Here is a 14971-nt window from a genome sequence, read left to right on the forward strand (position 1 = left end):
GTCAGAGTCGGTCGCGACGATATCCGGAGGTGGGCGAGTGCGCGCGTGTGTGCTGGGGGCGAACGGGCAGCTCGGGCGGGCGCTGGTCGCCACCCGGCCCGATGCGGTGGCACTCGACCGTGCGGCACTGGACATCGGCGACGCCGACGCCGTCGCCGCGCACGACTTCACCGGCGTCGACGTGGTGTTCAACGCGGCCGCCTACACCGCCGTCGACCGCGCCGAGACCGAGCCGGCCGGCGCGTGGCGGGCCAACGCGGCGGGCCCCGCGCACCTCGCCGCGGCGGCCCGGCACCACGGCTTCCTGCTGGTCCACGTCTCCACCGAGTACGTGTTCGACGGCACCGCGCCCGGCCCGGTGCCGGAGGACGCCCCGCTGTCCCCGCTCGGGGTGTACGGCGCGTCGAAGGCCGCCGGGGAGCTTGCGGTGCGGGCGGCACTGCCGGATCGGCACGTGATCGTGCGCACCAGCTGGGTCGTCGGCGACGGCGGCAACTTCGTCGCGACCATGGCGCGGCTGGCCCGCGACGGGGTCCGCCCCGCCGTCGTCGACGACCAGGTGGGGCGGCCGACGTTCGCGCCGGACCTGGCCACGGCGCTGCTCGTGCTGGCCGGGTCCGGGCAGCACGGCACGTTCCACGCGACCGGCGACGGCGAGCCGGTCAGCTGGTACCAGCTGACCCGGGAGGTGTTCGCCCGCTGCGGCCGCGACCCCGGCGACGTCCGACCGGTGTCGAGCAGCGAGTACGCCGCGGACAAGCCGCACCTGGCCCGCCGCCCGGCGAACTCGGTGCTCGAGCTGTCCCGCGCGACCCGGGCCGGGGTCGCGATGCCCGCCTGGCGCGACGGGCTGGACCAGGTCCTCGCCCGGACCCCACGGTGAAGGGCATCGTGCTGGCCGGCGGCACCGGGAGCCGGCTGTTCCCGCTGACCGCGGCGGTGTCCAAGCAGCTGCTGCCGGTCTACGACAAGCCGATGATCTACCACCCGCTGACCACGCTGATGCTGGCCGGGATCCGGGACATCCTGCTCATCTCCACCCCGCACGACCTTCCCGGCTTCCGGCGTCTGCTCGGCGACGGCAGCCGGCTCGGCCTACGGATCACCTACGCCGCCCAGGAGCACCCCAACGGCCTGGCCGAGGCGTTCGTCATCGGCGCCGACCACGTCCGCGGCGGGCCGTCGGCGCTGGTGCTCGGCGACAACATCTTCCACGGCGCCGGGTTCGGCGACCTGCTGCGCCGCCGCGCCGCCGAGGTCACCTCCGGCGACGCCGGCTGCGTGCTGTTCGGCTACCCCGTCCGCGACCCGCAGCGCTACGGCGTCGGCGAGGCCGCCCCCGACGGCACCCTGCTCTCGATCGAGGAGAAGCCCGAGCACCCCCGCTCGGACCGCGCGATCACCGGCCTCTACTTCTACGACGACAGTGTCGTCGACATCGCCGCGCGCATCACCCCGTCGGCCCGCGGCGAGCTCGAGATCACCGACGTCAACCGCGCCTACCTCGAACAGGGCCGCGCCCGCCTGCAGGACCTCGGACGCGGCTTCGCCTGGCTCGACACCGGCACCCACGAGTCGCTGATGGAGGCCGGTCAGTACGTCCGCGTCCTGGAGAACCGCCAGGGCATCCGGATCGCCTGCGTCGAGGAGGTCGCCCTGCGGATGGGCTTCATCGACGCCGACGCCTGCCACGCCCTGGGGGCACGGCAGGCGGGCTCGGGCTACGGCGAGTACGTCATGGCCGTCGCGGATCAGTTCAGGTCGTAGATCCGTTACTTTCCGTTACCAAATGGCTGCAGCGGTTACGGCGGCGCGACACACTCTCTCATAACACTGTGCGTTCTCCTTGAAAGAGCAAGCAGAGCAAAGGAGTGATGCACGTCCCACGTTCGCCGATGTAACGAACGGAACGAGCGTGACGAGCGTGCAGGTCGTACGGCAAGTTCCCAAGGACACCTCCGAACGGACTAATGCCGTGCCCGCAGCTCGGCCCGTCTCTGCGATTGGTGGTTACTCATCGTGACAACGCCGGCACCACCCTCCGCTACGCTCCGTCGCACGAACACGCGGTCCGCGGTGTGGTTCTCGTTGTCGCAGAGCACCTTCCGAAGGGCCGGCCGGCCATGAGCTCCGGATCGATGCAGACCCGTCGACCCGGGAGCGCCACGCCCCGCACCCACCACCGGCTCGTGGACCGGCGGCCGGTCCGGGCCGCGGGCCCCGCCGGACGGGCCGGGTCCGGGGCGCGGGCCGACTCCTCTGCCGCGCCGGCGCCGGTGCGCAGGCTGTCCGCGCGGGTCAGCCTCGTCCGGTCGGCGCTGGTGCTGACCGACGTGGTGGCCGTCGGGATCGCCGTACTCGTGGTCGCGCCGACCGGCGGCAGCGGAGTCGTCGCCGCGTCCGTGCTGCTGCTGGGGGTGCGCTCGGCGGCCCGCCTGCACCGTTCCCGGCTGCGGCTGTCCTGGTTCGACGACCTGCCCCGTGAGCTGGCCGCCCTCGTCGTGACGATGGGCCTCCTGCTGGCCGGGGCGATGGCCGTGCAGCAGAGGCTGGACACCCGCATCGACGTAGCCGGACCGGTCCGGGTCGTGCTGCTGGCCACCCTGCTCGCCCTGGTCCTGCGCGCCGTGGTGCTGTCCGCCGCCCGACTGCTCCGGGTCCGATGGACCGTCGGCGAGCCCACGCTGATCGTCGGCACCGGGACGCGGGCGGTGGAGCTCGACGAGACCATGCGGGCGCACCCCGAGTACGGCCTGCGCCCGCTCGGTCACGTCCTGTCCGAGGACCTCGACCTCCTGGTGGAGCGCGAGCGGGCGGCGCTGGCGGCCCGGATCCGGGCCGCCACCGAGCAGCACCGGGTGCGCGTCGTCGTGTTCGCCTGTCACACCGTCGACGACGCGGCCGTCCTCGACGCGGCGATCGAGGCCCGTCGCGACGGGCTCGACGTCCTGCTCCTCCCCTGGCTCTCGGAGCTGGTGCACGACCACTCCGGCGTCGAACGGCTGCGCAGCATCCCGCTGCTCCGGCTGCCCGCGGACCCCATGAACCGGCTCTCCTGGCGGCTCAAGCGCCTCGCCGACATCGTGGTGTCCGCATCGGGGCTGGTGCTGACCTCGCCACTGCTGCTTGCGATCACGGTCGCGGTGCTCGTCGAGAGCGGGCGGCCGGTCATCTTCCGCCAGGAACGCATCGGGCTGGGCAACAAGCCCTTCACCGTCCTCAAGTTCCGCAGCATGCGGCCGGTCGACGAGCGCGAGCAGCAGACACAGTGGTCCATCGCGAGCGACTCCCGGGTCGGCCCGGTCGGCAGGTTCATCCGCCGCACCTCGTTCGACGAGCTGCCCCAGCTCTGGAACATCCTGCGCGGCGACATGAGCCTGGTCGGTCCGCGCCCGGAGCGGCCGTCGTTCGTGGAGCGCTTCGCCACCGAGCACGAGCGCTACACCGCCCGCCACCGCGTCCCGGTCGGACTCACCGGGCTCGCCCAGATCTCCGGGCTGCGCGGTGACACCTCGATCGCCGACCGGGTCCGGCACGACAACTACTACATCGCGAACTGGTCGCTGTGGCTCGACGCCCAGATCGTCGTGCGCACCGTGCGGGAGCTGGTCCGACGCGGCCAACACTGAGCGGTGGCCGGGAACCGGCGGCTCAGAGCGGCAGGTACCCCGAGAGCACGACGGCCACGGCGACCGCGGCGGTGAGCACGACCAGGACCGCGGCGACCCTCGTCCGGCGGCGCACGGTCGTGGGCCCCGGCGACGTGGCGGATCCCGGGTCCGGCCACACCGGCTCGCCCGTCCGGCGGGCGGCCGGCCACGGGGCGACGCCGTCGTGCTCCCGGCGCGCGGCCGCGGTCAGCGCCGCGGCCCGGTCGGCCGTGGCGGGGTCGACTCCCCCGTCCCCGGCCAGCGCGGCGAGCAGCGCGCGGGTCGCGGCCTCGTCGTCGGGCAGGATCCGCCCGCGGGCGATGCCGCGGACCCGCGCCACCGGGGTCCGCAGCCTGCGCGCGATGTCGCGCTCGGACCGGCAGCCGTTCCGGTCGTGGACGGCGCCGAGCAGGTCCAGGAGCTCGCGGTGCGGGCCGTGCTCGGGCCAGGACGTCCGGTCGAAGCGGCGCAACGGCACCCGTCGCCTCCTCACGCAGGATGATCGTTCGATCACCTGTCGCATTCGGGCGGGCCGGCGTTACGCAAAACTGATGAGTCGCTCAGGCGAAGAGCTTCTCCTGCTCCTCGCGCAGCACGTCGACGAGCCTGCCCGGGGGCAGGGTCACGTCGTCGTAGGTGAGCACGGCGTCCTTGGCGACGTCGCGGGTGAGCGTGCACCCCTCCGCCACACCCATCGGGAGCAGCCGCTCCGACCGCGTGACCGGGGAGGCCTCGGCGACGCCGTAGGTGTCGTAGCCGCCCAGCCCGTCGAGGGTGTGCCCGGCCCGCAGGTTCTGCTTGGCGGTGGCGACGACGTCGACCCGCTGCCCGGCGGGCGGGCTCAGCGCGGCGTCGGCGAAGTCCACGGCCCGCACGATCGTGTTCGGGACCTCGAAGTGGCACAGGTGGTAGGGCGTGTAGAAGCTGTACAGCGGGCCCTCGCCGAGCTTGTACAGGTTCAGGTAGTGACGCTGCTTCGGGTCGTCGTGGGTGCCGAGCACGTAGATGCCGGGGCCCGGCTTGGCGCCGACCACGTAGTCCACGACCCCGCCGAGCTCGCGCAGCTCGTCGACGTCGTAGGCCTGCGTCAGCTCGTCGACGTGCCCGGCGTGGTCGCGCCCGTACATCCCGCGCTTCCCGACGGTGAAGCCGAACGCGTTGGCCACGATCGCCTGCTCGAACGACACCTTGGTGCCGTCGGCGAAGCTGGTGACCATGTAGGGGTCCTGTCCCCACTTCTCGGCGAACGCCTGCTGCGTGGTGGGGGTGCGGTACTCGTCCTGCAGGCCCTTGATGTTGCCGGCGACGAGCGGGGTGACCCCGATGCCCTTCACGAAGCGCAGCAGGTTGGCCTGGACGCCGGGCTGGTCGCCGTCGGCGCCGGTCAGGACGACCCCGGCGGCGCGGGCGCGGTGCGCGAGCAGCGGGCCGACGGTGCCGTCGAGCTCGGCGTTCATCGTGACGACGGGCAGCCCGCGCTCGATGGCGGCGACGGTGACCCGCGCGCCGAACTCCACCGCGCCGGTGACGTCGACGAGCACGTCGATGTTCTCCGCCGCGAGCAGCGCGAACGCGTCGCCCAGCACCGCCGGGACGCCCTTCGCGATCATCGCCTCGACCTGCGCGGTGCTCGACACCTCGACCGGCTCCAGCCCGGCCTCGGTGTAGGCACGCACCCCGGTGGCGACGCTGCGGTTGGCGATCGCGACGACGTCCATCCCGGGGGTGGAGTTCACGATCTGGTTGACCAGGCCGCGGCCCATGAACCCGGCACCGACCAGGCCGACCCGGATCGGTCGGTTCTCGGCGGCGCGCTTCGCGAGCGCGGTGTCGAGGATCAGCATCAGCGGCCCGCCGCCCCGGTGGCGACCGACGGGAAGTCGGCGTTGTCGGCCAGCAGGGGCCAGTTCGCGTCCTTGTCCGAGACGTGGTCGACCGAGTGCGGCCACGCGACGTCGAGCGCCGGGTCGTTCCAGCGCAGGCCGCGCTCCGCACCGGGGGTGTAGGGCGTCGAGACCTGGTAGATCGTCGTCGCGTCCGGGGTGAGGGTGAGGTAGGCGTGCGCGAAGTTCCGCGGCACGTACATCGCCCGGTAGTTGTCCTGGGACAGCTCGGCGCCGAACCACTGCAGATAGGTGTCGGAGTCGGGGCGCAGGTCCACGATCACGTCGTAGATTGCGCCGCGGACGCAGCGGATGACCTTGACCTCGGCGTTGGGCTCCAGCTGGTAGTGGAAGCCGCGCAGGGTGCCCGCCTCGTGGTTGTACGAGAGGTTGCACTGGGTGATCGTCGGGTCGAGCCCGGCGTCGGTGAACTCCTGCTCGCAGAAGGAACGCGCGAAGAAGCCACGGTCGTCCTCGAGTCGCCTCAGGTCGATGAGAGCCGATCCGGGGAGCGGGGTCGGATGGATGTCCATGCCCCTCTTGTACGTCACGACCGTGGCTTCGTTAACCGCAGGGTGGCGACGCCCCGGTCACACCGAGCCGGGCGCCACCGGGTGGATGTAGGTGCCGGGGCGGGTCGCGCCGTCCTGGCGGAGCACCGGACCCTGGTCCCACCTCAGCGTCGTCGACGTGGTCTCGTCCGGCGCGGTCACGACGATCTCGGTCGGCGTCCAGCTGCCCCCGGGCAGCCAGGTGATGACGGTGTGCGCGGTGCCGCCCGGCTTCACGACGAGCGTGGTCGGCTCCTCCGCCGCGCGGCAGCGAGTAGGACGGCCCCCACTGCGGGTCGTCCGGTCCGCGCAGGTCGACGCCGCCGAAGCCGGTCATGGTGCAGGGCGCGGCCGAGGTGTTGCGCCAGACGATGGTCGTGTCCTTCTGGTCGTTGCCGAGGGTGGTGCCGACCGACGCCTCGAGGCTCTGGCTGGTGCAGCGGGCGACCTGGCCGGCTTCCCCGGTGGGCTGCTGCGCCGCGGTGGTGGGCGGGGACGACAGCGCCGCCGGCGCCTGGTTCGCCGGCTCGGCCGCGCCGCCGCACCCGGCGACGAGCAGGCCGGCCGACAGCAGTCCGATCAGCAGTGGTGCGCGGTGAGTGGTCATGCGCGACACCGTTCTCCGGTTCGTCCGATCACGCTGGGCCGCGGCGGCAGAACCACCCGGCCGTGACGACGACCTGTGACCCGCGTCGCCGGTAACGATCACCGGCCGTCGCCGAGGCCATTCCCGTGATCGTTGCCCCGTCCCGTGTGCCGGCCCTCGACGGCCTGCGCGGCGTCGCCTCCCTGGTCGTCGTGGTGAACCACTGCCTGATGACCGACCCGACGCTGGCCGCGGTGGCGGCCGGAACGGGCCACGCGGCACCGGGAACGCTCGCCTGGTGGCTGGCCTACACCCCACTGCACCTGGTGTGGGCGGGCACCGAGGCGGTGCTGCTGTTCTTCGTGCTGAGCGGCTTCGTGCTCACCGGATCGGCGACCCGGGACGGGTTCGGGTGGGGCTCCTACTACGCACAGCGGCTGCCCCGCCTGTACCTGCCGGTGTGGGCAGCGCTGCTGTTCGCGGCGGGCTCGGCCGCCGTGGTCGCACGTGGTGTGCCGACCGGCGGGAGCTGGTGGGTCGACGCGCACACCGCCCCGGACCTGCCGGGCGCGCTGCGCGACGCGGTGCTGCTGGGCGGCACCGGTTTCCTGGACAACCCGCTGTGGTCGCTGACCTGGGAGGTGTGGTTCTCCCTGGCCCTGCCGGCGTACGTGCTGCTGGGTGTGGCGAGCCGCCGGCGGCCGTGGTTGGTGGTCCCGTCGGCGGCCGGGCTGCTGGCGGCCATGATCGCCGGGTCGGTGTTCGACGCCGACGCCCTGCGCTACCTGCCCGTGTTCGGCTTCGGCGTGCTGCTGGCCGTGCACCGCGAGCGGGTTGTGCAGGCCGCCGCACGACTCGGTGCGGTGTGGCCGTGGCTGGTCGTGGTGGCGCTGCTGCTGCTTGCCTCCTACTGGGTCGCGCGGGTCTCGCCGGACGTGCCCGGGATCGTGGTGTCCGGGGCCCGGGCGCTGCAGATCGTGGGTGCGCTGCTGCTGGTGGTCGCGGCGCTGTGCCGGCCTCCGGTTCTCCGCGTCCTGGAGCGGCCGTGGGTGCAGTGGCTGGGCAGCCGGTCGTTCAGCCTGTACCTGACCCACGACGCCGTGGTGATCTCGACGGTGCTGTTGTTCGGCGGCCGGCCGCCGGTGTGGCTGACGATGCTGGTCGCCGTGCCGGTCGCGTTGGTCGTGGCAGAGGTGTTCTTCCGGGTCGCGGAGCGCCCGGCGCACCGGCTGGCCCGCAGGATCGGTCGTCGTGTCGAGGGAGCGGCGCAGGTCCGGCCGGTGGCCTGACCCGGCACACCGGCCCGGGCGATCACGACACCGGCCCGCGGCCGGCACCGGCGCCGACGAGATCCTCGATCGGCACGGGTGGGTCGTCGCCGTGCGCGCAATGATCGTCGCCGCCGAGCAGGTCGGGACGGTGCAGGAGGTTGCGGTGGGGGCCGCCCGGTATCCAGGGCGGCGGGTGGAAAACCGGGAACCCGCTGGTGACCAGCACCAACCAGTCCCCCGTGTGGATCATGCGGTGGTGGTGCGGGCACAGCAGCACCAGATTGTCCAGGTCGGTGGCTCCGCCCGAGGCCCAGTGCACGACGTGGTGGGCCACGCACCACTGCGGTGGGGCCTCGCAGCCGGGGAAGACGCACCCGCCGTCGCGTTGGGCCAGGGCCCGGCGCTGCGCCCGGGTCGCGAGCCGGTGCTCGCGCCCGACCGCCAACGGCTCCCCCGTGCCCGCGAGCACGACCGGCACCACCTTCGCGTCGCAGGCCAGCCGCAGCGCGTCCTGCGCAGGGACCGGCGCGGCCAGTCCGCCCGCACCGAACCCGAGCAGCGCCGCCCCGGTGGCCGTGGTCAGGGTCTCCAGCGGCACGGTCACGGTGAGCGCGACCGGCTGCCCGTTCTCGATCCCGAGTCCGTCGGTCGCGAGCATGCGGCGGGCCAGTTCGGCCAGCCCGTCGCCCATGCGCTCGGCCGTCGATCGCTCGTCGCGCCCCGCTCCGGCCGGCCCGTCGGCAGGGGCCGGAGCGGACAGCGGCGACAGGGCGGTACGCAGCAGCGCCGCGGACTCGATGTCCAGCCAGCCCCGCGCCTCGAACCCCGCACCCTGCGGGCGCAGCGTGAGCCGGTTGCGCGACGGCGTGGGCTCCTGGGGACGGGGCCCGTCCGGGTCGAGCATCGCGATCGCGCGCCGGCCCAGCTTCTCCACCGCGTCGGGGTCCAGGCCGCGGGCGTGGTGGACCAGGTCGGCCTCCAGCGCAGGCCGATGTTCGTCGAGGTGCGGCGGGAGCGCAGCCAGCACCCGGACGATCACGCGGACGTGCTCGGGCGTCACCGCGCCCTCGGCGAACGCAGCGGCCAGTTCGGGGAGCTCGGCGTCGACCTGCTCGCCGGTGATCAGGAACAGCGGCGAGAGCTTCCGGGCGGCGTCGACGCGGGCGCGCGCGGTCGACAGCGACACGTTCTGCACCGTACGCAGCAGGTCCGCGGTGTGGCGGAAGCCCCGTGCCTCGGCCAGGCCCCGGGTCGCGACCTCCGCGACCAGCGCCACCAGGGCGTGGGACTCGCGGTTGATCCGCTCCTGGACGGCCGCGACCGCGAGGAGAAGCTCCTCGTCGCCGGTCTGCCAGGTTCCGTCCACGCACTCCACTCTACTCGAACTAATGTTCGACTCATGGCGTCTGAGCTGGGCGGCAGACTGGTGGAGACGAGCGGTCACTCCACCGCAAGCCAGGTCAGCGTAAGTCCCACCCGTACACAGGTGGGCAACACGAGCGGAGCCTGCCAGCCGGGAGCTTCAGCCGTACGGGGTCACGCCACGCCGTACCGGTCTCGACCAACCAGTCTGCCAGGTGGGCAAAGCCTCATTGGCGAGAGTCGTCCAGGATCACGCATACTGAACGATTCAACGCCGCTCTTGCGCTAATGAGGTGTTCTCAGTAGCGGGGTGGCAGGTCGTGGCGACACGCCGAGGGTGGTGAGATGAGCGGGAACGGGGCAGGACCCCGGTAGATCGGTTCGGTCCAGCACAGATCGACACCGTCACCGAGGTCCTGCATGTCTGATCCTGTCACCTACACCGCTGTCCTCCCGATCGGGGAGCGCACCGTGGCCTATCTGGCGCGGCTCCTGGTCCTTCAACGCCGTCGACGTGGCACCCGGCGGCGGGCGTTGACCCCGTTCGCCCAGGCAGTGCTGGTGATCCGCTGGTTCTGTGATGCTACCCGGGTCCGATGTTTGGCCGGTGACAACGCGATCAGCACTGCAACGGCCTACCGTTACCTGCACGAAGGCATCGACGTCCTCGCCGCGGCCGCACCCGGCCTGCACGGAGCCCTGCTCGCCGCCCGCACAGCCGGGCACACCCACGTGAATCTCGACGGCACCCTGATCGCCACCGACCGGTGCCGCGCGCTCGGCCTCACCCCCGGGGTCGACCTGTGGTGGTCGGGCAAGCACCGCCGCCACGGCGGGAACATCCAGGTCCTCACCGCACCTGATGGATGGCCGCTATGGACCAGCGACGTGCGGCCGGGCCGCGAGCACGACACCCGCTGCGCCCGTACCCACCCCGGGCTGCTCGAGGGCCTGGCCGCGTTCACCGACGACACCCACGCCGCGCTGGGCGACCTCGGCTACGAAGGCGAAGCCGACCGGCTCACCGTGCCCATCAAACTCGCCCCCGGCCGCGGGCAGACGGTCAACCAGCGCACCGTCAACACCCTGCACTCAGCCCTTCGTGCTCTGGCCGAACGCGGAAACGCCCTGCTCAAGACCACCTTCGCCGCGTTGCGGCGAGTCACGCTATGTCCCTGGCGCACCGGCGCGATCACCGCAGCTGCGCTCGTACTACTCCACACCGAGTACGACCGCACGACATGATCAACCCGCTACTGAGAACACCTCAATGTCATGGCGAGGTGTCTGATTCTTGAAACGCTGACCTCCCAAGAGTGTTTGCTCTGCCACCACGAGGGTTCGATCGGCATAGCAGGCTGATCGCAGACCTGACGTATTCCTCGACTAATATCTTGAACGTTATTCGGATTGACAAACACGGCATTATCTTGAAGTGTCTCACGGAACACAGGAATGTCACTCACCACCGACTTCGTGCCGAAGAATGCCGCTTCGACCGGAGGCATCCCGAAGCCCTCATCGAACGACACGAAGACTAGCGCTCGAGTATTCTTGTACAACCACGTCAGCTCTGAGTCGCCGATATACCCAGTAAACAGAATCTCATTCCGATCTATCCCTTCGCGTGCGGATTCAGACAACTGTGATTGACGCCCATCACGCTCGCCGACCACTACCAGCGGAAAATCCTTGCATACAAGCCCGCTCGCTCGAGCTGCGTCGATCGCCCGTCCAAGGTTCTTTCTCTTATTGAGGCGTCCAACAGCGAGAATGAAGCTATCGGCGACCAGGCCGAGTCGCATCGCGACAGATTTCGTTGGCGTGATCTCGGTCAGTTCACTACTGAGGCCGAGACCGACTGCATCTACAGGCCGGGAGACATGCCTTGCGATTCGCTTGGCCTCAGATTCAGACGAGGTAACGATCGAGTCGGCGAATCGAGCGGTCAGACTCATGCCGCGAAAGTATGCACGCTCGACGAAGGAGAACCACTCCGGGTGCTCGAGGAACATCAAGTCGTGTATGTACGTCAGTTTAACGGCGGGATTCTTCAAGATCGGAGTAAAGTTCTGACCGATGTACACGCACGGCTGAAAGTCTCTCAAAGCCGCCCCGCTGCCCAACGCCACACCCAAGCCGTGGGGGCGCAGCCGGGTCCAATAGTAGACACCTGGGAAGTCGCCACCCTTGGCCAGCTCGTTGCGGTTGTTTTCGTAGAACACTCCGGCCAACTCGTCCTGCGGATATTCCGTGCTCCACGTGGTCACAATATCGCGAAGAACATGCCTGTTCGACGGCGGGCCCTCGAACCACCAGTAGCAGTCGAACATGACTCTCAAGCTTCTCTCCTAGCGGATAGGTGCAGCATCTCGGTCCTTCGGACGACAGGATCTACCAGGCTCGACGCATCACGAATTCTGCTCCGCACTGACTGTGTTGATCAAGCAAAGTCTGAGGTGGCGCTCGAGCACACAATCGATCATACTATTGCCGTCTGTGTCAGCAGCCATACTGACATGCGCACCGGCCGGACGATGGGCTGTGATCGCAGCAGCAGTCCTGTTTTAATTGTTCCGCGGTCGGGCATAACCGGCCTCGGTCTCACAGAGGGCGTATCAGGCTTGCCACTCGTGCCGCTCTCCCACGGCGTCGTGCACGGCACCTTCTCACCACTCACCGTGACCGCGCTGATCCCGCGATCGCAGCCGAGGGATCAGGACACCGGCTACGCCGCGTCGCCGTTCGTCGCTCCCCGACGCTGCTGGCAACACAGCACCACGTGCGGCTCCACTCTCGCGGCCCGGTTCGACCGGGCGGACGACCTGCGGCTGTCCGGACTGGAGTCCGACGACGCACCGAACGGCCGCACCCGCCGGGCGCTCGACGTCACCAGGCCCGCCTGCAGCGTCGAATGCGAGAACGGTTCGTCAGCGTCGACCGTCCGCTACCCGCGTTGGTAGCCCGGTGCCACATGCGCGTCCTCGATCCACCCATGATCGACCGCTGAGCGTGACCGCACCGCCGGCCGCGCCTACACGGTCCTCAACGCCGTCGCCGCGCTGCTGCATCCTTCTGCTCGCCCCGGTAATGCTGGCCGTCGCGATCGCGGTGAAGCTCGACGGCGGCCCGGTGCTCTTCCGCCAGTCCCGCGTCGGCAAGCACGGCACCGAGTTCGGGATGCTGGCCCGCACCGCCGGTGCGATCGCCCGCGCCGGGGGCGCCTACTGACCCCGTTCCCCACCTCCTCCACGACGGCGGAGATCATGAGGTGCATGACCGGGGTCGGGTCACCGCGGTCGACCGTCCACCGACCTGCGCCGGCCGGGTATGTTTCCGAACCGGAAGCACCGGGCCGAGGCGGCGTCGCTGCGGCGCCCCAGGTCGCAGCAACGCACCATCGCGCTGCGTAAAACTAGAGTTACGGACCGTGTCCGTTCCCGCACGGTGTGAGCCGGCGAACAGACACACGGCGCTAACAGTGCGGGGTGAGTTCTGCCGGTCGTAGCACTTGATCTTGGCGAGTTGGGCGGGACAGGATGTTCCGTGCGTGAAATGTTGATGTTGTCGGATCGGGAGGAGATCTCGAGGGGTCTGGCGGAAGGCTTGTCCTACAAGCAGATCGCCTCGGTGGTGGGTCGTGATCCGTCGGTGATCTCTCGTGAGGTCCGTCGCCACGGCGGACGCCACGAGTACCGGGCCGCGGCAGCGCAGGAACGGGCCCAGGCGGCGCGGGCGCGCCCGAAGCAGCTCGCGGTGGACCGCTATCCGCGGTTGCGCGGGATCGTGCACGCTCTGCTGCGTCGTGGCTGGTCACCGGCCTCGATCGCGGGCCGGTTGCCGACCGAGTATCCCGACGATCAGGCTTGCCGGGTGTCTCACGAGGCGATCTACCAGTGGATCTATGCCACCCCGGTGTCCACCCTGGCCCGCGAGCTGCTCGCACTGCGCTCCGGGCGCACCACTCGACGTGGCGGACGGAAGCCACCACCGGCTCCGCGGATCAAGGACCCCGTCTACATCGACGAGCGCCCCGTCAACGCCGAGGGGCGTGTGGTGCCCGGGCACTGGGAGGGTGACCTGATCATCGGCAAGGACGGCAAGACCGCCGTCGGGACCCTGGTCGAGCGCACCTCCCGGTTCCTCGTGCTCGTTCCGCTGCACGGGCGCGACTCGCTGACCGTCGGCCGTGGGGTCATCGCCGCCACCAGTGGCCTGCCCGCCCACATGCGGGCCTCGCTGACCTGGGACTGCGGGGCGGAGATGGCCGGCCACGCCGCCGTCACCAAGGGGTCGATGCCGGTGTACTTCGCCCACCCGCACTCGCCGTGGGAACGCGGCAGCAACGAGAACCTCAACCGCATCGTGCGCGAGTACTTCCCGAAAGGCACGGAAATCACCTCGGACCCGAAGTATCTGGCGATGGTGGCTTGCGATATCAACGACCGACCCCGTAAGATCCACAACTGGAAGAAGCCCTCCGAGATATTCGCCGAACTCGTTGAGCTAGATGCTTCGACCGCCTGAATTCGCCCGGTAGTGGTGTTCGGTTCCCCTGTACGACAGGCGCCGCCGCCCACCACGCTCCCCACGAAGGAACGGATACTCAGCCCATGGATCCCGAGACCCCCGTCGTCATCCTCTGCGGAGGCAAGGGCACCCGCATCCGGGAGGCCTCCGAGAGCCTGCCGAAGGCGATGGTCGAGATCGGCGGACGGCCGATCGTCTGGCACATCATGAAGACCTACCGGGAGCACGGCTTCCGCCGGTTCGTCCTGTGCCTGGGCTACAAGAGCTGGGCGATCAAGGAGTACTTCCTCGACTACCGGGCCCGCTCCGCGGACTTCACCCTGTCCATGTCGGACCGGCACCGCATCGACTTCCACAACAGCGTCGACGAGGACTGGGAGATCACCTTCGCCGAGACCGGCCTGGAGGCCGCGACCGGCTCGCGCGTCCGGAAGATCGCGCAGTACGTCGACACCGAGAACTTCTTCCTCACCTACGGCGACGGCGTCGGCACCGTCGACATCACCGCCCTGGCCAAGGAGCACGAGGAGTCCGGGAAGATCGGCACCGTCACCGGGGTGCACCCGACCTCCAAGTTCGGCGAGATGAACGTCGAGGGCGACCGGGTCGTGGAGTTCAACGAGAAGCCCACCCAGGTCACCGGCTTCGTCTCCGGCGGCTTCTTCGCCTTCCGGCGCGAGTTCCTCGACAGCTACCTCGGCGAGCCCGGCGGCGACGGCGTCTGGCTCGAGCACGAGCCGCTGCAGCGACTGGCCCGTGACGGGCAGCTCAACGTGCACCGCCACGAGGACTTCTGGTCGGCGATGGACACCTTCAAGGACTACGAGTACCTCAACGACCTGTGGTCGCGCGGCGAGGCGCCCTGGAAGATCTGGGCCTGATCGGCCTTCACCGCGGGTCGGGGAGCGACGGCTCCCCGACCCGGTGGCTCATCAGGTCCCCCGGCTGGCAGCCCAGCACCGCACAGATCGCCGACAGCGTCGAGAACCGGATCGCGCGGGCACGGCCGTTCTTGAGCACCGACAGGTTCGCGTGCGTGACACCGACCCGGCGTGCGAGCTCGGTGAGCGTCATCCCCCGCTGTGCCAGCAGCGCGTCGAGGTGGATCTCGATCGCCGCCCCGTCCTCCGCCGGCACC

General features: G+C 70.3%; 16 protein-coding genes. 9 read left to right on the plus strand and 7 right to left on the minus strand.

Translation table 11 applies throughout. From position 1 onward, the window contains the following. The first annotated feature begins 37 nt into the window (after nucleotides 1–37). The 3 genes from rfbD to Ae331Ps2_RS03490 all read left to right on the plus strand — a co-directional run bounded on the left by rfbD (nucleotide 38) and on the right by Ae331Ps2_RS03490 (nucleotide 3629). A complete protein-coding gene (gene rfbD / locus Ae331Ps2_RS03480) occupies nucleotides 38–883 on the plus strand; it encodes a dTDP-4-dehydrorhamnose reductase (protein ID WP_075310747.1) in 846 nt (281 codons plus the stop codon). Then, nucleotides 880–1767: a glucose-1-phosphate thymidylyltransferase RfbA gene (gene rfbA, locus Ae331Ps2_RS03485; RefSeq protein ID WP_075310745.1), complete on the plus strand. Its 888-nt coding sequence runs from the start codon at nucleotides 880–882 to the stop codon at nucleotides 1765–1767. Before rfbD ends, rfbA begins: the two co-directional genes overlap by 4 nt. A 356-nt stretch (nucleotides 1768–2123) precedes the next feature. Then, nucleotides 2124–3629 carry a sugar transferase gene (locus Ae331Ps2_RS03490; protein ID WP_158071525.1) on the plus strand — a complete coding sequence of 502 codons (1506 nt, stop codon included), beginning with the start codon at nucleotides 2124–2126 and terminating at the stop codon, nucleotides 3627–3629. 22 nt (nucleotides 3630–3651) lie between these two features. Here the strand turns inward: Ae331Ps2_RS03490 and Ae331Ps2_RS03495 are convergent, their stop codons facing one another. The 4 genes from Ae331Ps2_RS03495 to Ae331Ps2_RS03510 form a co-directional block, all read right to left on the minus strand. Then, nucleotides 3652–4128 carry a hypothetical protein gene (locus Ae331Ps2_RS03495; protein ID WP_075310741.1) on the minus strand — a complete coding sequence of 159 codons (477 nt, stop codon included), beginning with the start codon at nucleotides 4126–4128 and terminating at the stop codon, nucleotides 3652–3654. Between the two features lie 82 nt (nucleotides 4129–4210). Continuing rightward, on the minus strand, nucleotides 4211–5494 hold the full coding sequence (locus Ae331Ps2_RS03500) for an NAD(P)H-dependent oxidoreductase (protein WP_075310738.1): 1284 nt from the start codon (nucleotides 5492–5494) through the stop codon (nucleotides 4211–4213). Next, the gene (gene rfbC, locus Ae331Ps2_RS03505; RefSeq protein WP_020628444.1) at nucleotides 5494–6066 is read right to left on the minus strand and encodes a dTDP-4-dehydrorhamnose 3,5-epimerase; all 573 of its coding nucleotides are present in this window, start codon (nucleotides 6064–6066) and stop codon (nucleotides 5494–5496) included. Before rfbC ends, Ae331Ps2_RS03500 begins: the two co-directional genes overlap by 1 nt. Before the next feature lie 31 nt (nucleotides 6067–6097). Continuing rightward, a complete protein-coding gene (locus Ae331Ps2_RS03510; protein WP_075310736.1) occupies nucleotides 6098–6691 on the minus strand; it encodes a DUF4232 domain-containing protein in 594 nt (197 codons plus the stop codon). Between the two features lie 125 nt (nucleotides 6692–6816). On the opposite strand from Ae331Ps2_RS03510, the gene Ae331Ps2_RS03515 reads away from it, so the two are divergent. After that, nucleotides 6817–7959, plus strand: coding sequence for an acyltransferase (locus tag Ae331Ps2_RS03515; protein WP_075329685.1), 1143 nt, complete (start codon nucleotides 6817–6819; stop codon nucleotides 7957–7959). Between the two features lie 22 nt (nucleotides 7960–7981). Here the strand turns inward: Ae331Ps2_RS03515 and Ae331Ps2_RS03520 are convergent, their stop codons facing one another. Further along, nucleotides 7982–9307 carry an HNH endonuclease signature motif containing protein gene (locus tag Ae331Ps2_RS03520; RefSeq protein WP_075310732.1) on the minus strand — a complete coding sequence of 442 codons (1326 nt, stop codon included), beginning with the start codon at nucleotides 9305–9307 and terminating at the stop codon, nucleotides 7982–7984. A 416-nt stretch (nucleotides 9308–9723) separates the two neighbouring features. Between Ae331Ps2_RS03520 and Ae331Ps2_RS03525 the strand changes: the two genes are divergently transcribed. After that, nucleotides 9724–10548 (plus strand): transposase family protein, encoded by an 825-nt coding sequence (locus Ae331Ps2_RS03525; protein ID WP_075313133.1) that lies wholly within the window; start codon nucleotides 9724–9726, stop codon nucleotides 10546–10548. Between the two features lie 8 nt (nucleotides 10549–10556). Here the strand turns inward: Ae331Ps2_RS03525 and Ae331Ps2_RS03530 are convergent, their stop codons facing one another. Beyond that, on the minus strand, nucleotides 10557–11636 hold the full coding sequence (locus tag Ae331Ps2_RS03530) for a glycosyltransferase family 1 protein (RefSeq protein ID WP_075310730.1): 1080 nt from the start codon (nucleotides 11634–11636) through the stop codon (nucleotides 10557–10559). Nucleotides 11637–11762: 126 nt separating this feature from the next. Between Ae331Ps2_RS03530 and Ae331Ps2_RS03535 the strand changes: the two genes are divergently transcribed. The 4 genes from Ae331Ps2_RS03535 (at nucleotide 11763) to Ae331Ps2_RS03550 (ending at nucleotide 14714) form a co-directional block, all read left to right on the plus strand. Further along, nucleotides 11763–12266, plus strand: a complete 504-nt coding sequence (locus tag Ae331Ps2_RS03535) for a hypothetical protein (RefSeq protein ID WP_139318953.1) — start codon at nucleotides 11763–11765, stop codon at nucleotides 12264–12266. 127 nt (nucleotides 12267–12393) lie between these two features. Further along, nucleotides 12394–12534 (plus strand): sugar transferase, encoded by a 141-nt coding sequence (locus tag Ae331Ps2_RS33940; RefSeq protein WP_083695205.1) that lies wholly within the window; start codon nucleotides 12394–12396, stop codon nucleotides 12532–12534. A gap of 324 nt (nucleotides 12535–12858) precedes the next feature. Next, nucleotides 12859–13830 carry an IS30 family transposase gene (locus Ae331Ps2_RS03545; protein WP_075308805.1) on the plus strand — a complete coding sequence of 324 codons (972 nt, stop codon included), beginning with the start codon at nucleotides 12859–12861 and terminating at the stop codon, nucleotides 13828–13830. Nucleotides 13831–13916: 86 nt separating this feature from the next. After that, nucleotides 13917–14714, plus strand: a complete 798-nt coding sequence (locus Ae331Ps2_RS03550; protein ID WP_075310726.1) for a glucose-1-phosphate cytidylyltransferase — start codon at nucleotides 13917–13919, stop codon at nucleotides 14712–14714. Nucleotides 14715–14721: 7 nt separating this feature from the next. On the opposite strand, the gene Ae331Ps2_RS03555 is transcribed toward Ae331Ps2_RS03550, so the two are convergent. Then, complete coding sequence (locus Ae331Ps2_RS03555) at nucleotides 14722–14970, minus strand: helix-turn-helix transcriptional regulator (protein WP_075310724.1); 249 nt, start codon at nucleotides 14968–14970, stop codon at nucleotides 14722–14724. Nucleotide 14971 lies beyond the last annotated feature (1 nt).

This window comes from Pseudonocardia sp. Ae331_Ps2, assembly GCF_001932405.1.
Taxonomy (GTDB): Bacteria; Actinomycetota; Actinomycetes; order Mycobacteriales; family Pseudonocardiaceae; genus Pseudonocardia.